We start from the raw sequence: 23475 nt of genomic DNA, 5'->3' as shown, positions 1-23475 counted from the left end.
CGGCAATCTCCTTCAGTCACGGGTCAGCGAGCGTTTCGTACCTGGTCGCCGCAGATGATGCCACAGGGTGTCTGTTCACATACAGCTAATCCACAGCCACGCGGGTCACAGGCTTAACTGATCACCGATATTCGGCCTCCCGGAAGCCGTAGGGTGCTGGCGTGGACATCACCTCCGCCGAGTCGACGGAGCTGTTCACCGGGCCGTCCGACATGCCGTGTCAGGTGGTGCGGGTGAGCTACCGGGACTGCTCGGTGCCGGTGCCGGTGCCGGTGCCGGTGCCGGTGCGGGTGGTGGGGCCGGGTCTGCAGACCGTCGGCGACCCGCCGGCGCGTCCCGGCCAGTCGACCGTCGAGGTGTCCGTCCGGGTTTCCGATCCGGTGCCGGGCCGGCGTCGCGCCGCCCGCGCGGAGGCCGACGGCAGCTGGGCCGAATTCGACTTCGTCGACGCCGAACCCGGCTGGACCATGTTCATGGTCAGCCACTTCCATTACGACCCGGTGTGGTGGAACACCCAGGCCGCCTACACCAGCGTGTGGACCGAGGACCCGCCCGGGCGCTGCCGGCAGACCAACGGCTTCGAACTAGTCTGCGCGCACCTGGAGATGGCCAGACGTGAACCGGAGTACAAGTTCGTGCTCGCCGAGGTCGACTACCTCAAGCCGTACTGGGACACCCATCCGCAAGACCGGGCTGACCTGCGCAGACTCGTCGCCGAGGGCCGTGTCGAGATCATGGGCGGCACCTACAACGAGCCCAACACGAACCTGACCGGACCGGAGACGGCCATCCGTAACTTCGTGCACGGCAGTGGCTTCCAGCGCGACGTGCTGGGGGCCGCGCCGGCCACCGCGTGGCAGCTCGACGTGTTCGGACACGACCCCCAATTCCCGGCGATGGCCGCCGACGCCGGCTTGACGTCGAGTTCGTGGGCACGCGGACCGCACCACCAGTGGGGTCCGATGGCCTCCGAGAACGGTCGGGCCGGCGACCCCGGGCGCATGCAGTTCGCCAGCGAGTTCGAGTGGATGGCGCCGTCCGGGCGCGGACTGCTCACCCACTACATGCCCGCGCACTACGCGGCGGGCTGGTGGATGGACTCGTCGGCGTCGCTGCGTGACGCCGAGGCCGCGACCTACGAGCTGTTCACCGGGATGAAGAAGGTCGCGCTGACCCGGAACGTGCTGCTGCCCGTCGGCACCGACTACACCCCGCCCAACAAGTGGGTCACCGACATCCACCGGGACTGGAACGCGCGCTACACCTGGCCGCGGTTCGTGTGCGCGCTGCCCCGGGAGTTCTTTGCTGCGGTCCGGGCCGAACTCGACGCCACGGGCAGGTCGGCCTCCCCACAGACCCGGGACATGAACCCGATCTACACCGGCAAGGACGTGTCCTACATCGACACCAAGCAGGCCAACCGCGCCGCGGAACTGGCCGTGTCCGAGGGCGAGCAGTTCGCGGTCTTCGCCGGTCTGCTGACCGGTGCCACCTACCCCGAAGCCGCGCTGGCCAAGGCCTGGGTGCAGTTGGCGTACGGCGCCCACCACGACGCCATCACCGGATCGGAATCCGACCAGGTCTACCTCGACCTGTTAACCGGGTGGCGTGACGCGTGGCAGCTGGGGTCGGCGGCCCGTGACGGGGCACTGGCACTGCTGTCCAGGGTGGTCGGCGGGTCGATCGTGGTGTGGAACTCGTTGTCGCACAAACGCTCCGACGTGGTTACGCTTCACGTCGACGAGCCGCTCGCCGGGCACCTCGTCGACAGCGACGGCCGGAACGTGCCGGTGCTGGTGGAGGACGACGGGCACACGCTGACCTGGATCGCCCGTGACGTGCCGTCGATGGGCTGGTGCTCCTACCGGCTGGTGCGTGACGGCGTGTCCTCATCGTGGGAAGCGGCCGAGGGCGCCGACATCGGCAACGAGCATTACCGGCTCGCCGTCGACGGCGCCCGCGGAGGCGGGATCAGCTCGCTGCGCGCCGGCGGGCGGGAACTGATCGCCGACGGCCGCGTCGGCAACGAGCTGGCCGTCTATCAGGAGTATCCGGCGCATCCGGTGGCCGGGGAGGGTCCCTGGCACCTGCTGCCGATGGGGCCGCTGGTCACTTCCGCCGAACATCCGGCCACCGCGGTGCGCGCCTTCCGCAGCGACCTCGGTGAACGCGTCGTCGTGCGCGGCGCGATCCCCGGACTGCTGCGCTACACGCAGACAGTGACGTTGTGGCGCGGTGTCGACAGGGTGGACTGCCGGACCACGATCGACGACTTCCGCGGTCGGGACCAGCTGGTGCGGTTGCGCTGGCCCTGCCCCGTGCCCGGCGCGATGCCGGTCAGCGAGGCCGGGGCCGCGGTGGTCGGCCGCGGTTTCGCCCTGCTCCACGAGCCCGGATCCGCCACGTCGGTCGACACCGCGGTGCATCCGTACACGCTGGACAATCCGGCCCACGGTTGGTTCGGCCTGTCCTCGGCGATGCGGGTGCGTTTCCGCGGGGGCGCGGTGCGCGCGGTGTCGGTCGCCGAGGTGGTCTGCCCGGTAGTCGACGACGACGTCCGCGCTCTGATCGCCGCCCTCGGCCGTGCCGGCGTGACCGCGACCTGCAGCTTGGCCGACGCGCCGCGCTACGGTGACCTGTCGGTGGACTCCAACCTGCCCGATATGCGCATCACCATCGGGCATGTCGACGAAAACTCTTTCACGGCACAGGTTCTCGATGATGCCCCGGCGGCAGCGCGGCTGTGGGTGCCGGCCGCGCAGCCGTTGCGCGACGTGTGGGTGCCCGGAGCCGACCTACGTGATCCCGCCGCGCTGCCGGTACTGGTCGTCGGTGCCGTCGGGGACACCGCGGCGGCGGTGGCGGCGCTGGTCGAGGATCTGGCCGACGCGGAGATCCTCGTCGACCAGGACGTCGTGGAACCCTTCGAAGCCCGCACCGTCGCGCTGATGAACCGCGGTGTGCCCGGGTTCGCCGTCGAGTCCGACGGCACGCTGCACTCGTCGCTGATGCGCTCGTGCACCGGATGGCCGTCGGGCACCTGGATCGACCCGCCCCGACGCGCCGCCCCCGACGGATCCGGCTTCGGGCTGCAGCACTGGACTCACCGTTTCGACTACGCACTCGTCGCCGGCGACGGCGACTGGCGGGACTGCGGCATTCCCTCCCGCAGTGCTGAATTCAGTCAGCCGCTGGTCGCCGTGTCGGCCCGCCGCCACGCCGGCGCCGGCGGCCTGCCGCCCTGGGGTTCGCTGCTGGAGGTGCAGCCCGAGGGGGCGGTGCGGGTCACCGCGCTCAAGGCGGCGGGCAATCCGACGGCGCGCGGCAGTGCCCGGCACGCCGACCCGGCCGACGGCGTCGTGGTGCGGATCGCCGAGACGCTGGGCCGCCCGGCCCGGGTCTCGCTGCAGTCCGGACTGCGCCACATCGCCGAACCCCAGCGGCTGAACCTCGTCGAAGAGCCGCTGACAGCAGCGCACGGCCCGCTCGACGGATACGAGATCGCCACCCTGAGAACGCAATTGAACTTTCCCCGGGTGGCGCACGCCGATCAGGTGTCACTGGCCCCGGATGCCGAACCGGTGCAGCCCCTTTACGCCAGGTACTGGCTGCACAACCGCGGGCCGGCGCCGCTGGGCGGACTCCCCGCGGTGGCGCACCTGCACCCGCACCGCCTGGACGTCGCCGCCGGTGCCCTCGTCCCACTCCGGCTCACCGCCGTCAGTGACGCCACCGACACCGCGCTGCACGGCATGGTGCGCGTCCTCGCGCCGCCCGGCTGGGACACCGGGGTTGTCGACCTGCCGTTCATGCTGCCGCCCGGAGATCATCTGGAATCGACTGTCGATGTCGCGGTGCCCGCCGACGTCGCGCCCGGCCTGTATCCGGTGCGCGCCGAGCTCGCCGCCACCGGCGCGGCGATCCCCACGTCCTGGCATCAGACCGTCGAGGACGTGGCGGTGCTGTCGGTCGGGCGCCACGACGACCGGCTGCTGCGACTGGTCGCCGACCCCGGCGACGTCGACGTCGAGGCGGGGTCAGCTGCGCGGCTGAGCGTCACGGTCGGCACGGACGCCCACACCGACCTGACCGTGGAGGCGCACCTGATTTCACCGTGGGGAACGTGGGAGTGGCTGACGCCCAACATCACCGGCGGCGTGATCCCCCCGCGGGGCACGTGCGAGCTGGTCTTCGACGTCACCCCCCCGAGATGGACCGAGCCGGGGCAGTGGTGGGCGCTGATCCGCGTCGCGGCTGCCGGGGAGCTGGTGTACTCCCCGGCGGTCCGGGTGAGGGTGTCGTGACTGCCATCGCGGCGACGGTCGGAGCGCACACCGTCACCGTCGCCGACATCGACGCGCGCGAACAGGCCCTGCGCGCCGGACCCCGGCAGTACGCGCTGCCGCGGCCCGGCACCGCCGAAGCGAGGCAACTGCGCCGCTGGCTCACCCAGGTGCTCGTCGCCGAACGAGTCGTGGCGGCCGCGTCGGCCGGACTCGATGCGGCGGCCGTGCCCACCGAGGACGAGTTGCTGCCCGACACCGTCGCCCGCCTGGAGATCGGCAGCGTCGCCGCGGCCACCCTGGCCGACCCCGCTGCCCGCGCGGTGTACGTCGCGGTCACTTCCGACGTGACCGTCACCGACGAGGCCGTCGCCGCCTATCACGCCCGAAATCCCCTGCGGTTCAGCCACACCCAGCCAGCCGGGGGTGGCTGGCGCCGTCCGTCCACCGCGGCGGCACTCGGCGATGTGCGCGCGGAGATCGCCACGCACCTGCTGGCCGCTGCCCGACGGCGGGCCTATCGCAGGTGGCTCGATTCCCGTTGTGCCGAAATGGTCACGCTCTACGAGGGATATGAGCACCCCGGGGATCCCCGGCAGCCCGATAACACCCATAGGCATTGATGTCCGATCTCACCCTTGCGCTCGACATCGGCGGCACCAAGATCGCCGCCGGTGTCGTTGCCGCCGACGGCACCCTGCTCCACCGCGCCCAGCGGCCCACCCCCGACGGCGACGCCGAAACCGTGTGGGCCGTCGTCGCGTCACTGCTCACCGAGACCGTGGACGCCGCACCCGGCCCGGTGTCGGCGGTCGGCGTCGGGTCCGCCGGACCCATCGACGTCCCGGCCGGAACCGTCAGCCCCATCAACATCCCCGAATGGCTGCGGTTCCCGATCGTCGAGCGCGTCGCCGAGCTCACCCGGTTGCCGGTCACGCTCGGCGGGGACGGGTTGTGTATGACGCTGGGCGAATGGTGGAGGGGCGCCGGGCGGGACGCCCGGTTCCTGCTGGGGATGGTGGTGTCGACCGGGATCGGCGGCGGGCTGGTGCTCGACGGCGCCCCCTATCGGGGCCGCAGCGGCAACGCCGGACATGTCGGGCACGTCGTCGTCGAACCCGGCGGTGCGCCGTGTGCGTGTGGAGGCCGCGGCTGCGTCGAGACCGTTGCGTCGGGTCCACACCTGGCCGCGTGGGCCCGGGAGAACGGATGGGCGGGCGGAACCGATGCCCGAGCGCTGGCCGACGCGGCCGGCCGCGGGGATCCGGTGGCACTGCGCGCGTTCGGACGCGGCGCGGACGCCCTGGCGCGGATGATCGTGTCGGTGGGCGCGGTGTGCGACCTCGATCTGGTGGTCGTCGGCGGCGGGGTCGCCAAGGCCGGCGCGCTGTTGTTCGACCCGCTGCGCGCGGCGGTGGCCGGCTACGCCGGCTTGGACTTCTTGCACGGTCTGCAGGTCGTGCCCGCCGCGCTCGGCGGCGACGCCGGCCTGGTGGGGGCCGCCGCACTGGCGCGGCACAGCGCGCGATCACACCGTTTTGGCTGATCGCGGCGCGGCACGCTATCCTGGCTCGGTTCCACCGAAGACCGTCGGTCACCGATGAGCGCTTGCTTCGAGTGCTCAAGTATCGGTTGAAGGTCCCGGGTTCACCCGGGCGGCCCACGCAGGAGGACGAGGCCGGCACGTTCTGACGTGCTTCTGTATGCGCCCCGACCTGTCTGCGTCGGGGCGCTTGTGTTTTCCCGGACCCTCGTGATCTGCCGGTTGGTGGACGTCCCAACCATCACGAGGAGGCAAGCATGGCCAAGGCTGACAAGGCCACCGCGGTCGCCGACATCGCCGAGAAGTTCAAGGAGGCGACGGCCACCGTCGTCACCGAATATCGCGGCCTGACGGTGTCCAACCTTGCCGAGCTGCGTAGGTCGCTGGGTTCGTCGGCGACCTACACCGTCGCCAAGAACACCTTGGTGAAGCGTGCCGCGGCAGAGGCCGGCATCGAGGGGCTCGACGAGCTCTTCACCGGCCCGACCGCGATCGCGTTCATCGAAGGTGAGCCGGTTGACGCCGCCAAGGCGCTCAAGAAGTTCGCCAAGGACAACAAGGCGCTGGTCGTCAAGGGCGGCTACATGGACGGTCGCGCGCTGTCCGTCTCCGAGGTCGAGAAGATCGCCGACCTGGAGTCGCGCGAGGTGCTGCTGTCCAAGCTGGCCGGTGCGATGAAGGCGAAGCAGTCCCAGGCCGCGGCGCTGTTCGTGGCGCCTGCGTCCCAGGTCGCTCGCCTGGCCGCAGCTCTGCAGGAAAAGAAGGCCGCAGGGGATTCAGCAGAATCCGCTGCTTGATACCAAGACCACCCACAGAAGTAACTAGGAAGGACCAATCATGGCCAAGCTGTCCACCGACGAATTGCTCGACGCGTTCAAGGAAATGACCCTGCTGGAGCTCTCTGAGTTCGTGAAGCAGTTCGAGGAGACCTTCGACGTCACCGCTGCGGCTCCGGTCGCCGTCGCCGCTGCCGGCCCCGCCGCCGGTGGTGCCCCCGCCGAGGCCGCCGAGGAGCAGTCGGAGTTCGACGTCATCCTCGAAGGTGCCGGCGACAAGAAGATCGGCGTCATCAAGGTCGTTCGCGAGATCGTCTCCGGCCTGGGTCTCAAGGAAGCCAAGGACCTCGTCGACAGCGCCCCCAAGCCGCTGCTGGAGAAGGTCAACAAGGAGGCCGCCGAGGACGCCAAGGCCAAGCTCGAGGCTGCCGGCGCGTCGGTCACCGTCAAGTAGTTCGCCGCAATCGCGAAGCTGTGGGGCCGGTCTGGCAAACAGACCGGCCCCACAGTTGTCTGATCGGAAAGCGGGCAGGCGGTCTCGGCGGACCGAGTGTTGCCGCGCAAGCGCGTAGGTTACAGTGACTCAAGCCACAGGTGTGAAATTCTGTGGCGACACGTTCGGCTTTGGTGGAAGGAATTCGCGTGGGCATTGGCATTCAGATTGAGGGGCTGACCAAGTCCTTCGGAGCCCAGCGAATTTGGGAAGATGTCACCTTCGACCTGCCCGCCGGTGAGGTCAGCGTGCTGCTGGGCCCGTCCGGTACCGGTAAGTCGGTGTTTCTGAAGTCGCTGATCGGCCTGCTGCGCCCCGAGCGCGGCAAGATCATCGTCGACGGCACCAACATCATCGAGTGCTCGGCCAAGGAGCTCTACGAGATCCGCACGCTGTTCGGCGTCATGTTCCAGGACGGCGCGCTGTTCGGCTCGATGAGCCTCTACGACAACACCGCGTTCCCTCTTCGTGAGCACACGAAGAAGAAGGAAAGCGAGATCCGCAAGATCGTCATGGAGAAGCTGGACCTGGTCGGTCTGGGAGGTGACGAGAACAAGTTCCCCGGTGAGATCTCCGGCGGTATGCGCAAGCGTGCCGGCCTGGCCCGTTCGCTGGTGCTCGACCCGCAGATCATCCTCTGTGACGAGCCGGACTCGGGCCTGGACCCGGTGCGTACCGCGTATCTGTCCCAGCTGCTGATCGACATCAACGCCCAGATCGACTGCACGATCCTGATCGTCACGCACAACATCAACATCGCGCGCACGGTGCCCGACAACATGGGCATGCTGTTCCGCAAGAAGCTGGTGATGTTCGGGCCTCGCGAGGTGCTGCTGACCAGCGATGAGCCGGTGGTCAAGCAGTTCCTCAACGGCCGTCGTATCGGCCCGATCGGTATGTCGGAGGAGAAGGACGAGTCGACGATGGCCGAAGAGCAGGCCATGATCGACGCCGGTCACCACGACGGTGGTGTCGAGGAGATCGAAGGGGTGCCGCCGCAGGTCCAGGCCACCCCGGGCATGCCGGAGCGCCAGGCCGTGGGCCGTCGCCAGGCCCGCGTGCGCGAGATCATGCACACCCTGCCGCCGGCCGCGCAGGCCGCGATCCGCGACGACCTCGAAGGCACACACCAGTACCCCACCCACGAGTTCGCTGGGGAACCGGCACACCGCCACGACGACGACGCTCCGACCGGCCGTATCCCGGTCGCCGGCGAGCGCTGATCGCCGTCCTTAGGTAAGTCCCTGCGCCCGGCGTCTGCTGGGCTGCGCTGACGCGCGCGTCCCTGTGACGCGCGCGTCTTCTTTTGTGTCCGTCTGGCGCGTTGTCGCGCCATTCCCCGACACCCGCGTTGCTGATTCTGTGTCGACGGAATCAAAACGCGCATCGGACCTGCTCCAGGAGTAGGTGCAGTCGGCTTCAGCAGCGCGTAGAACACTGGTTTCAACCGACATGAGCATCAGCGTCAACTTCCTCTTGAAAATTTAAGCCGCTTGCCTATACAGTTTGCCAGAATCGCATATCGGCGCACGAAACCCGGGAGAGAGATGGTCGACCGCTATCGAGTGTGGCTGGGAGCAGGCGTCCTCGCAGGCGGGGTTTCGGCGGCGATGCTGGCCGGGGCCGGCGTCGCGGCCGCCGATGACGGCGCCCCGTCCGCGGGCGGCAGTCAGGCCTCGACCGGGGCCGACGACAACGACGACGCGGCGTCGAACGCGGGCCCGTCCGAGGACGGCGAGACCCAGACCGAAGGCGGCGAAGAGACCGAAGGCGACGAGACCGAGGACGACGACGAGACCGAGGACGACGACGAGACCGAGGACGACGACGAGTCCAGCGACGACGACCAGGGCGGCGACTACGGGAAAGACGCCCCCGCCGGGGAGTTCCCCAAGCCCGACGATGCGATCCCGGCGACCGACCCCTCCGCCGAACCCGAACCCGAGCCCGCGACCGAGGCCGAGGCCGAGGCCGACCCTGTCGCCTTAGAACCGGTGCCGGCCGCAGAACCGGCGCCCGATGTGGTGGAGTCCGCGCCCGAGGCGCCGTCGACGCTGGTGGAGTCCATCGAGACCGACCTCGCGGCGCCCGAAGGCGCCGCGGTCATGCGGGTCGCCGCCGCCGGGTCGCCGTGGACCGGCGCCTCGGCGTTCAACCTCTTCGACGTCGTCGAGGACCTCAGCACGATGTTCTACAACTGGTACACCGGCACGATGCAGTTCCTGGCCGGGCCGCCACGTGCACCGTTCGGGAGCCGGGTCCGGGTGGAGCGGTCTTCGCTGACGCTGGCCAACGGCGTCGTGGTCTCCGCCGACTGGTACTTCCCGCCCGGTAAGACCGAGCCGAAAGGCCTGATCTACCTGCAGCACGGCATGCTCGCGAGTGCTGCGTTCTACAGCGCCACCGCGGCGTATCTCGCCGAGAAGACCAACAGCATCGTGGTCGCGCCGACGCTGACCTGGAACGTCTTCGACACCGACGACTACCCGTTGATGTTGCCGAGCACGCACCGCGTCGTCGCCGACCTGTTCACCGGTGACCGCGCCGCGCTCACTGCCAGCGCGCGCGAGGCCGGTTTTCACGGCGTGCTGCCGACCAGGCTGGTGCTGGCCGGCCACTCTGCCGGCGGTGGCCTGGCCGTCGGTGCGGCGCGATACCTGGTCGAGCGCGGTGGAGCCGACGCTCTCGCGGGGGTCGTGATGCTCGACGGTGCGGGCCTGGTCGGCGTGCTGAGCGCCGACCTGGCGAAGATCCCGCGATCGATTCCGGTGTACAACCTCGCCGCCGCCCCCGATTCCTGGAACAACCGGGGGCATGCGAGCGCACGCCTGCAGCAGGCCCGGCCCGACATGTTCACCGGCGTGCTCGTGCAGGGCGGGCACCACTCCGACTCGATGCAGAGCGCCAGCGGGATCGTGCAGTTCATGGCCTATCTCGCGACCGGTTTCTCGTCACCGTGGAACGTGGAGGCCAACGAGATCCTGACCGCCGGCTGGATCAACGACATGCTTGACGGCACCTACACCGAACGGCTGTACCGGTCGTCGGTGTCACCGGTCAGCCTGGTCACCGGATCCTGGTTCGCGCCGCCATCGAGCGTGCAGCTCAACGACCCGACCGCGTATGCGGCAGCCGCGATGGACGTGTGTCCGGTGGCTCCGGTCGTGGCCGTGTGCACGGATCCACTGCCGCGCCGCGATCCCGTCCGGGTGTGATTTAGGCAAACCACGACGGGGCCCCGGCCACCGCGATACGTTTCTGCCCGATCGGACGAAGGGGTCAGCGATGGGCGACCGGCTGTCGGTGTTGGTGGGTGCCGGCGTGATCACCGCCGGGGTGTCGGCGGCATTGCTGGCCGGCGCCGGCGCGGCGGCCGCGGAGTCCGAAACGGCCGACGCGACGACGACGTCGGAGTCCTCGCAGGCAGAACCGAGTGCGCCCACCGACACCGACAAGGACAAGAGCGCCGACGAAGCCGAAGAACCCGCGGAGGTCGAAGAACCCGCGGAGGTCGAAGAACGCGCGGAGGCCGAAGAACGCGCGGAGGTCGAAGAACCCGCGGAGGCCGAAGAACCCGACGAGGTCGCCCCCGAGGAACCAGCCGAGGAACCCACACAGCGGCGGACCGACGTGATCGCTGCTTCCGAACGCCGCGATGACATTGCGGTGGCCGCGCCCGCTCGGGAGGCCGGCCAGACGACGCTGGCCTCGTTCACCGCGACTCGACCCGAAGTGGCCGCGGAGTCCACGGCCGCGGCCCCGAAACAAGAGACACTGCTCAGCGCCCTGGGCGCCGTCGTGTTCAACATCTATACCTTCGCCGTCCGCGTCCTCGGCGGTCCGCCGCTGCTGCCGTGGGGTAGCACCGTCACCGTCCGCAGCTCGTCGCTGACGATCGACTGCGGGGACGGCTACGAGGTTCCGGCCGACTGGTACGTGCCCGCAGGTACGCCGCCGACGCGCCTCATCCATCTGCAGCACGGCTTCCTCGCGTCGGGCGCGTTCTACAGCCACACCGCGGCCCGGCTGGCCGAGGCCACCCACAGCATCGTCGTCGCCACGTCGCTGACGTCGAACTTCCTGGCCTGTGACGGCTGCTGGGTCGGGGGATCGCCGATGCACAAGGCGGTGGCCGGCCTGTTCACCGACGGCAACACCGCGCTGGCGCAGAGCGCGCTGGCCGCCGGCTACAGCAGCACACTGCTCGACGGCGTGCGCAAGGTCGCGCTGGTGGGCCACTCCGCCGGCGGCGGGCTCGCAGCCGGCGCCGCGGGATACATGAGCCAGAACGCGACGTTCACCAAGCTCGCCGGCGTGGTCATGCTCGACGGTGTCGGCTTCGGCGACGTCACGCCGCGCGCCCTGGCCAAGCTGCCCGCCGACTTTCCCATCTACAACCTCGGGGCGAAGTCCTACTACTGGAACCTGTCCGGGGCGACCAACACCGCGCTGGAGCAGTGGCGGCCCGGCGGCTTCAACGGCGTCAAGCTCGCACACGGATCCCACGGCGACACGATGACCGGCGGCAACCTGCTGATCCAGGCGTCGATGAACCTGATCACCGGATGGCCGAGGCCGGCGAACGTCAGGGCCGCCGAGATGATCAGCGCCGGGTGGCTCACCGACATGTTCGCCGGGGCGCCGTCGCCGTCGTCGGGCTACTACGGCGCTCCCGGTGACACCCTGACGATCCACACCAGCCGGGGCGCGGCGACCGCGTACGTGCTTCCCGGACCGGCCGAGCGTCAGACCTTTCTCGACTGGCTGTTCAGCTACGGTGCGACGATCTTGTTCGGGATCGACTTCGCCACCTGCGCGGTCGACCCGGACGAAGTCTTCACAGAAAACTCCACAAACACCGCGTCATCTCTTGACGGAAGGGCGAAACCGCGCCAATCTATTGGCCAGCAATGTGTGCATGGATGACAGCAGTTGGGACCGCCGGCCAGCGACCGGAGTTCCGTAGCGCACCGTGCTGCCTCGAGGGTTGAGGAATAGGCCGTCCTGCGCTATCGTTGGACGTTGCGCTGGCTGAATCCTGCCCACCTCGCTCTTTCCGACCCGCACTAATCATGTGGTCCTAGCCTGAGCCCCCGCTCAGCGATCTAGACGCATGCCGTGCGTCCGGGTGGTTGGTGAAGCCGGCCGAACCGACGCAGAAACGCGGCGAATACGGGATCGGCTTCTCCGGTTCCCGAACAGCCGCATTAGGTGCTGGAAGGATGCATCTTGGCAGGGTCCCGCCAGATCGAGTCAACCACTAACAACTCCGTTCCCGGAGCACCAAACCGAATTTCCTTTGCCAAGCTCCGCGAACCGCTTGAGGTTCCGGGGCTTCTCGACGTTCAGACCGAGTCGTTCGAGTGGCTGATCGGCGCCGAGGACTGGTTCCGGCGCGCGGCCGAGCGCGGCGACGTAGACCCCAAGGGCGGTCTCCAGGAGGTTCTCGAAGAGCTCTCGCCGATCGAGGACTTCTCGGGCTCGATGTCCCTGTCGTTCTCCGATCCGCGCTTCGACGAGGTCAAAGCGCCGGTCGACGAGTGCAAAGACAAGGACATGACGTACGCGGCACCGCTGTTCGTCACGGCCGAGTTCATCAACAACAACACCGGTGAGATCAAGAGCCAGACGGTCTTCATGGGTGACTTCCCGATGATGACCGAAAAGGGCACCTTCATCATCAACGGCACCGAGCGTGTCGTGGTGAGCCAGCTGGTGCGTTCGCCCGGTGTGTACTTCGACGAGTCGATCGACAAGTCGACGGAGAAGACGCTGCACAGCGTCAAGGTGATCCCCGGCCGCGGCGCGTGGCTGGAGTTCGACGTCGACAAGCGCGACACCGTCGGCGTCCGCATCGATCGCAAGCGCCGTCAGCCCGTCACCGTGCTGCTCAAGGCGCTCGGCTGGACCAACGAGCAGATCACCGAGCGCTTCGGCTTCTCCGAGATCATGATGAGCACGCTGGAGAAGGACAACACCGCAGGCACCGACGAGGCGCTGCTGGACATCTACCGCAAGCTGCGGCCGGGCGAGCCCCCCACCAAGGAGTCCGCGCAGACCCTGCTGGAGAACCTGTTCTTCAAGGAGAAGCGCTACGACCTGGCCCGCGTGGGCCGCTACAAGGTCAACAAGAAGCTGGGGCTGAACGCCGGCCAGCCGATCACGAGCTCGACGCTGACCGAAGAGGACGTCGTCGCGACCATCGAGTACCTGGTGCGCTTGCACCAGGGCGACCACACGATGACCGCCCCCGGCGGCGTCGAGGTTCCCGTCGAGGTCGACGACATCGATCACTTCGGCAACCGTCGCCTGCGCACCGTCGGCGAGCTGATCCAGAACCAGATCCGGGTCGGGCTCTCGCGTATGGAGCGCGTCGTGCGTGAGCGCATGACGACCCAGGACGTCGAGGCGATCACGCCACAGACCCTGATCAACATCCGTCCCGTCGTGGCGGCGATCAAGGAGTTCTTCGGCACCAGCCAGCTGTCGCAGTTCATGGACCAGAACAACCCGCTGTCGGGTCTGACCCACAAGCGCCGCCTGTCGGCGCTGGGCCCCGGCGGTCTGTCCCGTGAGCGTGCCGGCCTCGAGGTTCGCGACGTGCACTCCAGCCACTACGGCCGCATGTGCCCGATCGAGACTCCCGAGGGTCCGAACATCGGCCTGATCGGTTCGCTGTCGGTGTACGCCCGGGTCAACCCGTTCGGCTTCATCGAGACCCCGTACCGCAAGGTCATCGACGGTGTGGTCACCGACCAGATCGACTACCTGACCGCCGACGAGGAGGACCGCCACGTCGTGGCGCAGGCCAACTCGCCGCTGGACGCCGACGGCCGCTTCGAAGAGGAGCGCGTGCTGGTCCGCCGTAAGGGCGGCGAGGTCGAGTTCGTGTCGGCCGCCGAGGTGGACTACATGGACGTCTCGCCGCGCCAGATGGTGTCGGTCGCGACGGCGATGATCCCGTTCCTCGAGCACGACGACGCCAACCGTGCCCTGATGGGTGCCAACATGCAGCGCCAGGCGGTTCCGCTGGTGCGCAGCGAGGCCCCGCTGGTCGGCACCGGTATGGAGCTGCGCGCCGCGATCGACGCCGGCGACGTGGTCGTCACCGAAAAGGCCGGTGTGGTCGAGGAGGTCTCCGCGGACTACATCACCGTGATGGCCGACGACGGCACCCGGCACACCTACCGGATGCGCAAGTTCGCCCGCTCGAATCACGGCACCTGCGCCAACCAGCGTCCGATCGTGGACGCCGGGCAGCGCGTCGAGGCCGGTCAGGTCCTCGCCGACGGGCCCTGCACCGAGAACGGTGAGATGGCCCTGGGCAAGAACCTGCTCGTGGCGATCATGCCGTGGGAGGGTCACAACTACGAGGACGCGATCATCCTCTCGAACCGTCTGGTGGAGGAGGACGTGCTCACCTCGATTCACATCGAGGAGCACGAGATCGATGCCCGCGACACCAAGCTGGGCGCCGAGGAGATCACCCGGGACATCCCGAACGTCTCCGATGAGGTGCTGGCCGATCTCGACGAGCGCGGCATCATCCGCATCGGCGCCGAGGTCCGTGACGGCGACATCCTGGTCGGCAAGGTCACCCCGAAGGGCGAGACCGAGCTGACCCCCGAGGAGCGCCTGCTGCGCGCCATCTTCGGCGAGAAGGCCCGCGAGGTCCGCGACACGTCACTGAAGGTGCCCCACGGTGAGTCCGGCAAGGTCATCGGCATCCGCGTGTTCAGCCGCGAGGACGACGACGAACTGCCCGCCGGCGTCAACGAGCTGGTCCGCGTCTACGTGGCCCAGAAGCGCAAGATCTCCGACGGCGACAAGCTCGCCGGACGCCACGGCAACAAGGGCGTCATCGGCAAGATCCTGCCCGTCGAGGACATGCCGTTCATGCCCGATGGCACCCCGGTCGACATCATCCTGAACACCCACGGTGTGCCGCGTCGTATGAACATCGGCCAGATCCTGGAGACCCACCTCGGGTGGGTCGCCAAGGCCGGCTGGAACATCGATGTGGCCGGCGGAACCCCGGATTGGGCGGCCAAGCTGCCCGAGCACATGCTCTCGGCCCCGGCCGACAGCATCGTGGCCACGCCGGTGTTCGACGGTGCGCAGGAAGGCGAGCTGCAGGGCCTGCTCGGTGCGACGTTGCCCAACCGTGACGGCGAGACCATGGTCAACGCCGACGGCAAGGCGGTGTTGTTCGACGGCCGCAGTGGCGAACCGTTCCCGTACCCGGTCACGGTCGGCTACATGTACATCCTCAAGCTGCACCACCTGGTGGACGACAAGATCCACGCCCGCTCGACCGGCCCGTACTCGATGATCACCCAGCAGCCGCTGGGCGGTAAGGCGCAGTTCGGTGGTCAGCGGTTCGGTGAGATGGAGTGCTGGGCCATGCAGGCCTACGGCGCGGCGTACACGCTGCAGGAGCTCCTGACGATCAAGTCCGACGACACCGTAGGCCGCGTCAAGGTGTACGAGGCGATCGTCAAGGGCGAGAACATCCCCGAGCCGGGCATCCCGGAGTCGTTCAAGGTGCTTCTCAAGGAGCTGCAGTCGCTGTGCCTCAACGTCGAGGTGTTGTCTTCTGACGGCGCGGCGATCGAGATGCGTGACGGCGACGACGAGGACCTGGAGCGCGCCGCTGCCAACCTCGGAATCAACCTGTCCCGCAACGAATCTGCCTCTGTCGAAGATCTCGCCTGACTCGCGGCACCGCCGCGGCGCTAAGTGTTATTGGCTACAAATCCCGCAAGGGGAAAGGGAGTTACGTGCTAGACGTCAACTTCTTCGATGAACTCCGCATCGGTCTCGCGACCGCGGACGACATCCGCAACTGGTCCTTCGGTGAGGTCAAGAAGCCGGAGACCATCAACTACCGCACGCTCAAGCCCGAGAAGGACGGCCTGTTCTGCGAGAAGATCTTCGGACCGACTCGCGACTGGGAGTGCTACTGCGGCAAGTACAAGCGCGTCCGGTTCAAGGGCATCATCTGTGAGCGCTGCGGCGTCGAGGTGACCCGTGCCAAGGTGCGTCGTGAGCGGATGGGCCACATCGAACTGGCCGCACCCGTCACGCACATCTGGTACTTCAAGGGCGTGCCGAGCCGGCTGGGCTACCTGCTGGACCTGGCCCCGAAGGATCTCGAGAAGATCATCTACTTCGCGGCCTACGTGATCACCGCGGTCGACGACGAGATGCGGCACAACGAGCTGTCCACGCTCGAGGCCGAGATGGCCGTCGAGCGCAAGGCCATCGAGGACCAGCGCGACGCCGATCTGGAGGCCCGCGCCCAGAAGCTCGAGGCCGACATGAAGGAGCTCGAGGAAGAGGGCGCCAAGTCCGACGTCAAGCGCAAGGTGCGCGACGGCGGTGAGCGCGAGATGCGCCAGCTGCGCGACCGGGCCCAGCGTGAGCTCGACCGGCTCGACGAGATCTGGACGACGTTCACCAAGCTGGCTCCCAAGCAGCTGATCGTCGACGAGCTGCTCTACCGCGAGCTGCAGGACCGGTACGGCGAGTACTTCGAGGGCGCCATGGGCGCGGAGTCGATCAAGAAGCTCATCGAGAACTTCGACATCGACGCCGAGGCCGAGTCGCTGCGCGACACCATCAAGAACGGCAAGGGCCAGAAGAAGCTGCGGGCGCTCAAGCGACTCAAGGTCGTCGCCGCGTTCCAGACCAACTCGAACTCGCCGATGGGTATGGTCCTTGACGCCGTGCCGGTGATCCCGCCGGAACTGCGCCCGATGGTGCAGCTCGACGGTGGCCGCTTCGCGACGTCGGACCTCAACGACCTGTACCGCCGCGTCATCAACCGCAACAACCGGCTCAAGCGACTGATCGATCTTGGCGCGCCCGAGATCATCGTCAACAACGAGAAGCGCATGCTTCAGGAGTCGGTGGACGCGCTGTTCGACAACGGCCGCCGCGGCCGTCCGGTGACCGGGCCGGGCAACCGCCCGCTCAAGTCGCTGTCCGATCTGCTCAAGGGCAAGCAGGGCCGCTTCCGGCAGAACCTGCTCGGTAAGCGCGTCGACTATTCGGGCCGTTCGGTCATCGTGGTCGGCCCGCAGCTGAAGCTGCACCAGTGCGGTCTGCCGAAGCTGATGGCTCTCGAGCTGTTCAAGCCGTTCGTGATGAAGCGTCTGGTCGACCTGAACCACGCGCAGAACATCAAGAGCGCCAAGCGCATGGTCGAGCGTCAGCGCCCCCAGGTGTGGGATGTCCTCGAAGAGGTCATCGCCGAGCACCCGGTGCTGCTGAACCGTGCACCTACGCTGCACCGCCTGGGTATCCAGGCCTTCGAGCCGCAGCTGGTGGAGGGCAAGGCCATCCAGCTGCACCCGTTGGTGTGTGAGGCGTTCAACGCCGACTTCGACGGTGACCAGATGGCCGTGCACCTTCCGCTGTCGGCGGAGGCGCAGGCCGAGGCCCGCGTCCTGATGCTGTCCTCGAACAACATCCTGTCGCCGGCGTCGGGCCGCCCGCTGGCCATGCCGCGTCTGGACATGGTGACCGGCCTGTACTACCTGACCACCGAGATCGAGGGTGACAAGGGCGAGTACACCCCGGCAGCCGACGATCAGCCGGAGAGCGGGGTGTACAGCTCGCCGGCCGAGGCGATCATGGCGATGGACCGTGGCGCGCTGAGTGTGCGGGCCAAGATCCGGGTGCGGCTGACGCAGCTGCGCCCGCCGGCCGACGTCGAGGCCGAGCGGTTCCCGGACGGCTGGAACCCGGGCGACGCCTGGACCGCCGACACCACGCTGGGCCGTGTGCTGTTCAACGAGCTGATGCCACGGGGCTATCCGTTCGTCAACGAGCAGATGCACAAGAAGGTGCAGGCGCGGATCATCAACGATCTGGCCGAGCGCTACCCGATGATCGTGGTCGCGCAGACCGTGGACAAGCTCAAGGATGCCGGCTTCTACTGGGCCACCCGTTCGGGTGTCACCGTGTCGATGGCCGACGTGCTGGTGCCGCCGGAGAAGCAGGAGATCCTCGAGCGCTACGAGGCCGAGGCCGACGGCATCGAGAAGCAGTACCAGCGCGGCAAGCTCAACCACGACGAGCGCAACGAAGCGTTGGTGAAGATCTGGCAGGACGCGACCGAAGAGGTCGGTCAGGCGCTGCGGGCGCACTACCCGAAGGACAACCCGATCATCACGATCGTGGATTCGGGTGCCACGGGTAACTTCACCCAGACGCGGACGCTGGCCGGCATGAAGGGTCTGGTGACCAACCCGAAGGGTGAGTTCATCCCGCGTCCGATCAAGTCCTCGTTCCGCGAGGGCCTGACGGTGCTGGAGTACTTCATCAACACCCACGGCGCCCGTAAGGGTCTGGCGGACACCGCGCTTCGTACCGCCGACTCGGGCTACCTGACCCGTCGTCTGGTCGACGTGTCGCAGGACGTCATCGTCCGCGAGACCGACTGCGAGACCGAGCGCGGCATCACCGTCACGCTGGCCGAGCTGCAGGGCGACTCGCTGGTGCGCGATCAGCACATCGAGACCTCCGCGTACGCGCGGACGCTGGCCACCGATGCGGTCGACGCCGACGGCAACGTCGTCGTCGAGCGTGGGCACGACCTCGGTGACCCGGCCATCGATGCGCTGCTGGCCGCCGGTATCACCGAGGTCAAGGTCCGCTCCGTGCTGACCTGCGGCACCGGCACCGGTGTGTGCGCGATGTGCTACGGCCGTTCGATGGCGACCGGCAAGCTGGTCGACATCGGTGAGGCTGTCGGCATCGTGGCCGCGCAGTCGATCGGTGAGCCCGGCACGCAGCTGACCATGCGTACCTTCCACCAGGGTGGCGTCACCGGCGGTGCCGACATCGTGGGTGGTCTGCCCCGCGTGCAGGAGCTGTTCGAGGCGCGTATCCCGCGCAACCGGGCTCCGATCGCCGACGTCTCCGGCCGCGTGCGCCTGGAGGAGAGCGACAAGTTCTACAAGATCACCATCGTTCCCGACGACGGGGGCGAGGAGGTCGTGTACGACAAGCTCTCGCGTCGTCAGCGCCTGAAGGTGTTCAAGCACGACGACGGCTCCGAGCGTCTGCTGACCGACGGCGATCACGTCGAGGTCGGCCAGCAGCTGCTGGAAGGCTCGGCCGACCCGCACGAGGTGCTCCGCGTCCAGGGCCCGCGCGAGGTGCAGATCCACCTCGTCAAGGAGGTCCAGGAGGTGTACCGCGCCCAGGGTGTGTCGATCCACGACAAGCACATCGAGGTCATCGTCCGGCAGATGCTGCGCCGCGTCACGATCATCGACTCGGGCTCGACGGAGTTCCTGCCCGGTTCGCTGACCGAACGTGGCGAGTTCGAGACCGAGAACCGTCGGGTGGTCGCCGAGGGCGGCGAGCCCGCGGCCGGTCGTCCGGTGCTGATGGGTATCACCAAGGCGTCGCTGGCCACCGACTCGTGGCTGTCGGCGGCGTCGTTCCAGGAGACCACCCGTGTGCTGACCGATGCGGCGATCAACTGCCGCAGCGACAAGCTGCAGGGGCTGAAGGAGAACGTGATCATCGGCAAGCTGATCCCGGCCGGTACCGGCATCAACCGGTACCGCAACATCCAGGTTCAGCCGACCGAGGAGGCCCGGGCCGCGGCGTACACGATCCCGTCCTACGAGGATCAGTACTACAGCCCGGACTTCGGTCAGGCCACCGGCGCTGCGGTGCCGCTGGACGACTACGGCTACTCGGACTACCGGTAAGTCGACGAAAGAGCCCTCACCCCGCCGGGGTGGGGGCTTTTTCGTGCGCGGGCACGGTAGGTGTGACCGGGCTGCGGCAGGTAAACGGTGCACGGTAGGTGTGACCGGGCTGCGGCGAGTAATCTCCCGGAATGCTGGTCGATGCGCTGTGGTTCCTGATCGGACTGGCGGTGCTGATCGCCGGCGCGGAGATCATGGTCCGGGGCGGCGCCGTGGTCGCGGCCCGGCTGGGCATCAGCCCCATCATCATCGGGCTGACCGTGGTCTCGATCGGCACCAGCATGCCCGAGCTTGCCGTTGGCGTGGTGTCGGCCGGTGGAGGCAACGGTGCGCTGGCGGTCGGCAACATCGCCGGCACCAACGTCGTCAACATCCTGCTCATACTCGGCCTGAGCGCGCTGTTGGTCCCGCTGAGTCTTCAGATGCGCACGAACCGGTTCGAGCTGCCGATGATGGCCGCGGCGGCGTTGCTGTTGTGGGCGCTGGCCGCCGACGGCCGGCTCTCCCGGCTCGACGGCGCCATCCTGGTGACCGCCGCCGTCGGCTACACCGCCGCGGTGATCTGGTCAGCGAGGCGCGAATCGCGGGCCATCGCCGAGGAGTTTGCCGCCGAGTTCGGGACGGAGCCGGTCCAGGCGACGGTCACCGACGTCCGGCGCCGGACCATGACCCACGTCGGTATGACGATCGGCGGCATCGTCGTCGTCGTGATCGGCGCCGACTGGCTCGTCGACGGAGCGGTCGGGATGGCCCGGCAGTTCGGCGTCTCGGACGCGCTGATCGGACTCACCGTGGTGGCCATCGGAACCTCGGCGCCCGAGCTGGTGACCACCGTCGTGACGACAGTGCGCGGCGACCGCGACATAGCGATCGGCAACCTCATCGGGAGCAGCATCTACAACATCCTGCTGATCCTCGGCGTGACGTGTCTGGTGCCCGCCGAGGGCCTGTGGCTGCCCTCCAGCCTGGTCGACATCGACATCCCGATCATGGTCGCGGTCGCGCTGATCTGCATTCCGATCTTCCTGTCGGGCCGCAGGGTGAGCCGGGCGGAAGGCGGCGGCATGGTGGGGGCCTACCTGGCATACCTGGGCTTCCTGCTCGCAGCGCAGACATGAGGCCGGTCCGTCGGCGCCCGTCACTAGACTCGGCGACGTGCTCATAGGTTCGCATGTCCACGGAGACGACCCCCTGGCCGCGGCGCAGTCCGACGGCGCCGATGTCGTGCAGTTCTTCCTCGGGAATCCGCAGAGCTGGAAGAAGCCCAAACCCCGCGAGGACGCCGAGGCGCTCAAGGCCTCGCCGATCCCGGTCTATGTGCACGCGCCGTATCTGATCAACGTCGCGTCGGCCAACAACCGGGTGCGCATCCCGTCGCGCAAGATCTTGCAGGACACGTGCGATGCGGCCGCCGACGTCGGCGCCACCGCGGTGATCGTGCACGGTGGCCACGCCGACGACAACGACATGGAGGCCGGCTTCGAGCGCTGGGTCAAGGCGCTCGATCATCTGGACACCGACGTGCCGGTCTATCTGGAGAACACCGCCGGTGGCGACCACGCCATGGCGCGGCACTTCGACACCATCGCCCGGCTATGGGACCGCATCGGCGACACCGGCATCGGGTTCTGCCTGGACACCTGCCACGCCTGGGCGGCCGGCGAAGCGCTGGTCGACGCCGTCGAACGCATCAAGGGAATCACCGGCCGCATCGACCTGGTGCACTGCAACGACTCCCGCGATGCGGCCGGTTCCGGCGCCGACCGGCACGCGAACTTCGGCTCGGGCCAGATCGACCCCCAACTGCTGGTCGCCGTGGTCAAGGCAGCCGGTGCGCCGGTCATCTGCGAGACCTCCGACGAGGGCCGCAAAGACGACATCGCTTTCCTCCGCGAACACCTCTAGAGGCCCTGCCACCCGCTTTGTCGCTGAACGGTTATCCAACACCTGGTGGCGAGGCGGTTAAATAGGGAAGCGCCGGGAACCCGGCGCGCCCTGTCGAAAGGCCTCCGTGTCCGCGATTGACGATCAGCCGTCGATTGCGCTGACGTCTGAGGTCACCACCGAACCGCCGGTCGACCGGCGTGGCCGCAGGCTGCGGATCGTCCGATGGGTCACCGTCGGGGTGTGGGCGACGGTCGTGGTGTGGCGCACCGTCACCGACGGGTTCGCGTTCAACCGAGAACTGTTGTTGCTCTATATCTGCACCGGACTTGCTGCCGCGAGCATCGGCCAGGGTAGGCGGGTCTTCTACGTCGTGCGGGACTGGCTGCCGTTCGCGCTGGTGCTGATTGCTTACGACCTCAGCAGGGGTGCCGCCACGCTCGTCGGCCGGCCCACACTGTGGCACTGGCAGGCCGACGCAGACCGTTGGATGTTCTTCGGCAACATGCCGACCGTATGGCTGCAGGAGCGCTTGAAGCTGCCGTACCCGCCGTGGTGGGAGGTGGTGATCAGCAGCGTCTACATGTCGTTCTTCATCCTCCCGTACGTGATCGCGGGGATCCTGTGGCTGCGCGACCGCGAGGAATGGAAGGCGTTCGTACGGTTGTTCGTCGGCCTGAACTTCGCGGCGCTGATCGTCTACGTCCTGCTGCCCGCCGCGCCGCCGTGGGCGGCGGCGCGCTGCACACCGGATGACGTCCAGGGCGGCCCGTCCGGTCCGCGGTGCATGTTCGGTTCCGCCCGCGGTGTCCCCGACGGCGGGGTGCTCGGTTCGATGCAGTTCAGTCAGGACGGCGCCCACGACTGGGTGGAACGCATCGTCGGCCGTGGCTGGGGCAAGCTGAACCTCCACTCGGCCACGGCGCTGCTCGATCAGGGGCAGGCGAGCGTCAACCTGGTCGCGGCCATCCCCTCGCTGCACGCCGGGATGTCGGCGGCGCTCGCGGCGTTCCTGTGGAACCGGGTGCAGCGCGGCTGGCGCCCGCTGCTGGTGGCGTATCCGCTGATCATGGCGTTCGCCCTCGTCTACAGCGCCGAGCACTACGTGATCGACCTGCTGCTCGGCTGGGCGCTGGCCGCGGCGGTGATCACCCTGCTCGGCTGGTACGAGCGGCGCCGGCAGAATCGCAGGTCTTCAGAAGACGATGGTCTGGTTGCCGAAGCGGATGATGCGATCCTGGCAATGCCACAGCACCGCACGTGACAGCACCGCCCGTTCCACGTCGGCGCCGAGACGCGCCAGATCGGTGACGTCGTGGCGGTGGTCGACGCGCACCACGTCCTGCTCGATGATCGGGCCCTCGTCGAGGTCGTCCGTCACGTAGTGGGCGGTGGCGCCGACGAGTGTGAGAGGGACCCGTTTGGTGGTCCAGTCGTTATGCGACTTTCGGTTGATGGGTCGCGGCCCACTGTAGGGCAAACTCGGCTGGGGTGCGGTCGCCATGGGCGGAGTGGGGCCGATTGGCGTTGTAATCGGCTCGCCAGTCCTCGATGATCACGCGGGCTTCCAGCAGCGAATCAAAGCGCCACAGGTTGAGCAGCTCGTCCCGCAGTCGGCCATTGAATGATTCGATCCAGGCGTTCTGCCACGGCGAGCCGGGATCGATGAAAAGTGAACCGGCACTGTTGAATCGGCACCAATCCGACACGGCATGCGCGACGAACTCAGGCCCGTTGTCGAAACGCACATAGTGCGGCGCCCCAT

Annotated in this window: 14 protein-coding genes and 1 pseudogene; 13 read left to right on the top strand and 2 right to left on the bottom strand. The window is 68.0% G+C overall.

All coding sequences use genetic code 11. The features are described 5' to 3' along the window. Positions 1-161: 161 nt before the first annotated feature. From ACTWP6_RS08270 to ACTWP6_RS08210, 13 genes are all read left to right on the top strand, one after another. Positions 162-4304 carry a glycoside hydrolase family 38 N-terminal domain-containing protein gene (locus tag ACTWP6_RS08270; RefSeq protein WP_443187347.1) on the top strand — a complete coding sequence of 1381 codons (4143 nt, stop codon included), beginning with the start codon at positions 162-164 and terminating at the stop codon, positions 4302-4304. Further along, on the top strand, positions 4301-4906 hold the full coding sequence (locus tag ACTWP6_RS08265; RefSeq protein ID WP_260757188.1) for a DUF7158 domain-containing protein: 606 nt from the start codon (positions 4301-4303) through the stop codon (positions 4904-4906). The genes ACTWP6_RS08270 and ACTWP6_RS08265 overlap by 4 nt, the downstream gene beginning before the upstream one ends. Next, on the top strand, positions 4906-5829 hold the full coding sequence (locus tag ACTWP6_RS08260; RefSeq protein ID WP_443187346.1) for an ROK family protein: 924 nt from the start codon (positions 4906-4908) through the stop codon (positions 5827-5829). Before ACTWP6_RS08265 ends, ACTWP6_RS08260 begins: the two co-directional genes overlap by 1 nt. 254 nt (positions 5830-6083) lie before the next feature. Continuing rightward, entirely contained in the window at positions 6084-6623 is a 540-nt protein-coding gene (gene rplJ / locus ACTWP6_RS08255; protein WP_260757190.1) for a 50S ribosomal protein L10, read from the top strand. Between the two features lie 40 nt (positions 6624-6663). Continuing rightward, positions 6664-7056: a 50S ribosomal protein L7/L12 gene (rplL, locus tag ACTWP6_RS08250; protein ID WP_260757191.1), complete on the top strand. Its 393-nt coding sequence runs from the start codon at positions 6664-6666 to the stop codon at positions 7054-7056. A 188-nt stretch (positions 7057-7244) separates the two neighbouring features. Beyond that, positions 7245-8318, top strand: coding sequence for an ABC transporter ATP-binding protein (locus ACTWP6_RS08245; protein ID WP_260757192.1), 1074 nt, complete (start codon positions 7245-7247; stop codon positions 8316-8318). Positions 8319-8642: 324 nt separating this feature from the next. Next, positions 8643-10310 carry an alpha/beta hydrolase gene (locus ACTWP6_RS08240; protein ID WP_443187345.1) on the top strand — a complete coding sequence of 556 codons (1668 nt, stop codon included), beginning with the start codon at positions 8643-8645 and terminating at the stop codon, positions 10308-10310. Positions 10311-10380: 70 nt separating this feature from the next. Beyond that, positions 10381-12021: a hypothetical protein gene (locus tag ACTWP6_RS08235; protein ID WP_443187344.1), complete on the top strand. Its 1641-nt coding sequence runs from the start codon at positions 10381-10383 to the stop codon at positions 12019-12021. 285 nt (positions 12022-12306) lie between these two features. Next, positions 12307-15810 (top strand): DNA-directed RNA polymerase subunit beta, encoded by a 3504-nt coding sequence (gene rpoB / locus ACTWP6_RS08230; protein ID WP_260757195.1) that lies wholly within the window; start codon positions 12307-12309, stop codon positions 15808-15810. 65 nt (positions 15811-15875) lie between these two features. Further along, positions 15876-19826, top strand: coding sequence for a DNA-directed RNA polymerase subunit beta' (locus ACTWP6_RS08225; RefSeq protein WP_443187343.1), 3951 nt, complete (start codon positions 15876-15878; stop codon positions 19824-19826). A 131-nt stretch (positions 19827-19957) separates the two neighbouring features. Further along, a complete protein-coding gene (locus ACTWP6_RS08220) occupies positions 19958-20944 on the top strand; it encodes a calcium/sodium antiporter (RefSeq protein WP_260757197.1) in 987 nt (328 codons plus the stop codon). 37 nt (positions 20945-20981) lie between these two features. Continuing rightward, on the top strand, positions 20982-21731 hold the full coding sequence (locus ACTWP6_RS08215; RefSeq protein WP_260757198.1) for a deoxyribonuclease IV: 750 nt from the start codon (positions 20982-20984) through the stop codon (positions 21729-21731). Between the two features lie 106 nt (positions 21732-21837). Further along, on the top strand, positions 21838-22974 hold the full coding sequence (locus ACTWP6_RS08210; RefSeq protein WP_443187342.1) for a phosphatase PAP2 family protein: 1137 nt from the start codon (positions 21838-21840) through the stop codon (positions 22972-22974). Here the strand turns inward: ACTWP6_RS08210 and ACTWP6_RS08205 are convergent. Together ACTWP6_RS08205 and ACTWP6_RS08200 are read right to left on the bottom strand one after the other, a co-directional pair. Then, positions 22906-23115: pseudogene (locus ACTWP6_RS08205) on the bottom strand (formyltransferase family protein); the annotation flags it as partial. The gene ACTWP6_RS08210 and the pseudogene ACTWP6_RS08205 sit on opposite strands and share 69 nt — an antisense overlap. 31 nt (positions 23116-23146) lie before the next feature. After that, positions 23147-23475, bottom strand: a 329-nt coding sequence (locus tag ACTWP6_RS08200; RefSeq protein ID WP_443187341.1) for an integrase core domain-containing protein, incomplete at its 5' end; no start/stop codon positions are given.

It is taken from the genome of Mycobacterium sp. 4D054 (assembly GCF_052245755.1).
Lineage (GTDB): Bacteria > Actinomycetota > Actinomycetes > Mycobacteriales > Mycobacteriaceae > Mycobacterium.
Note: the sequence above shows the minus strand (reverse complement) of the source record. Positions and strands in the feature narration are given on the sequence as shown.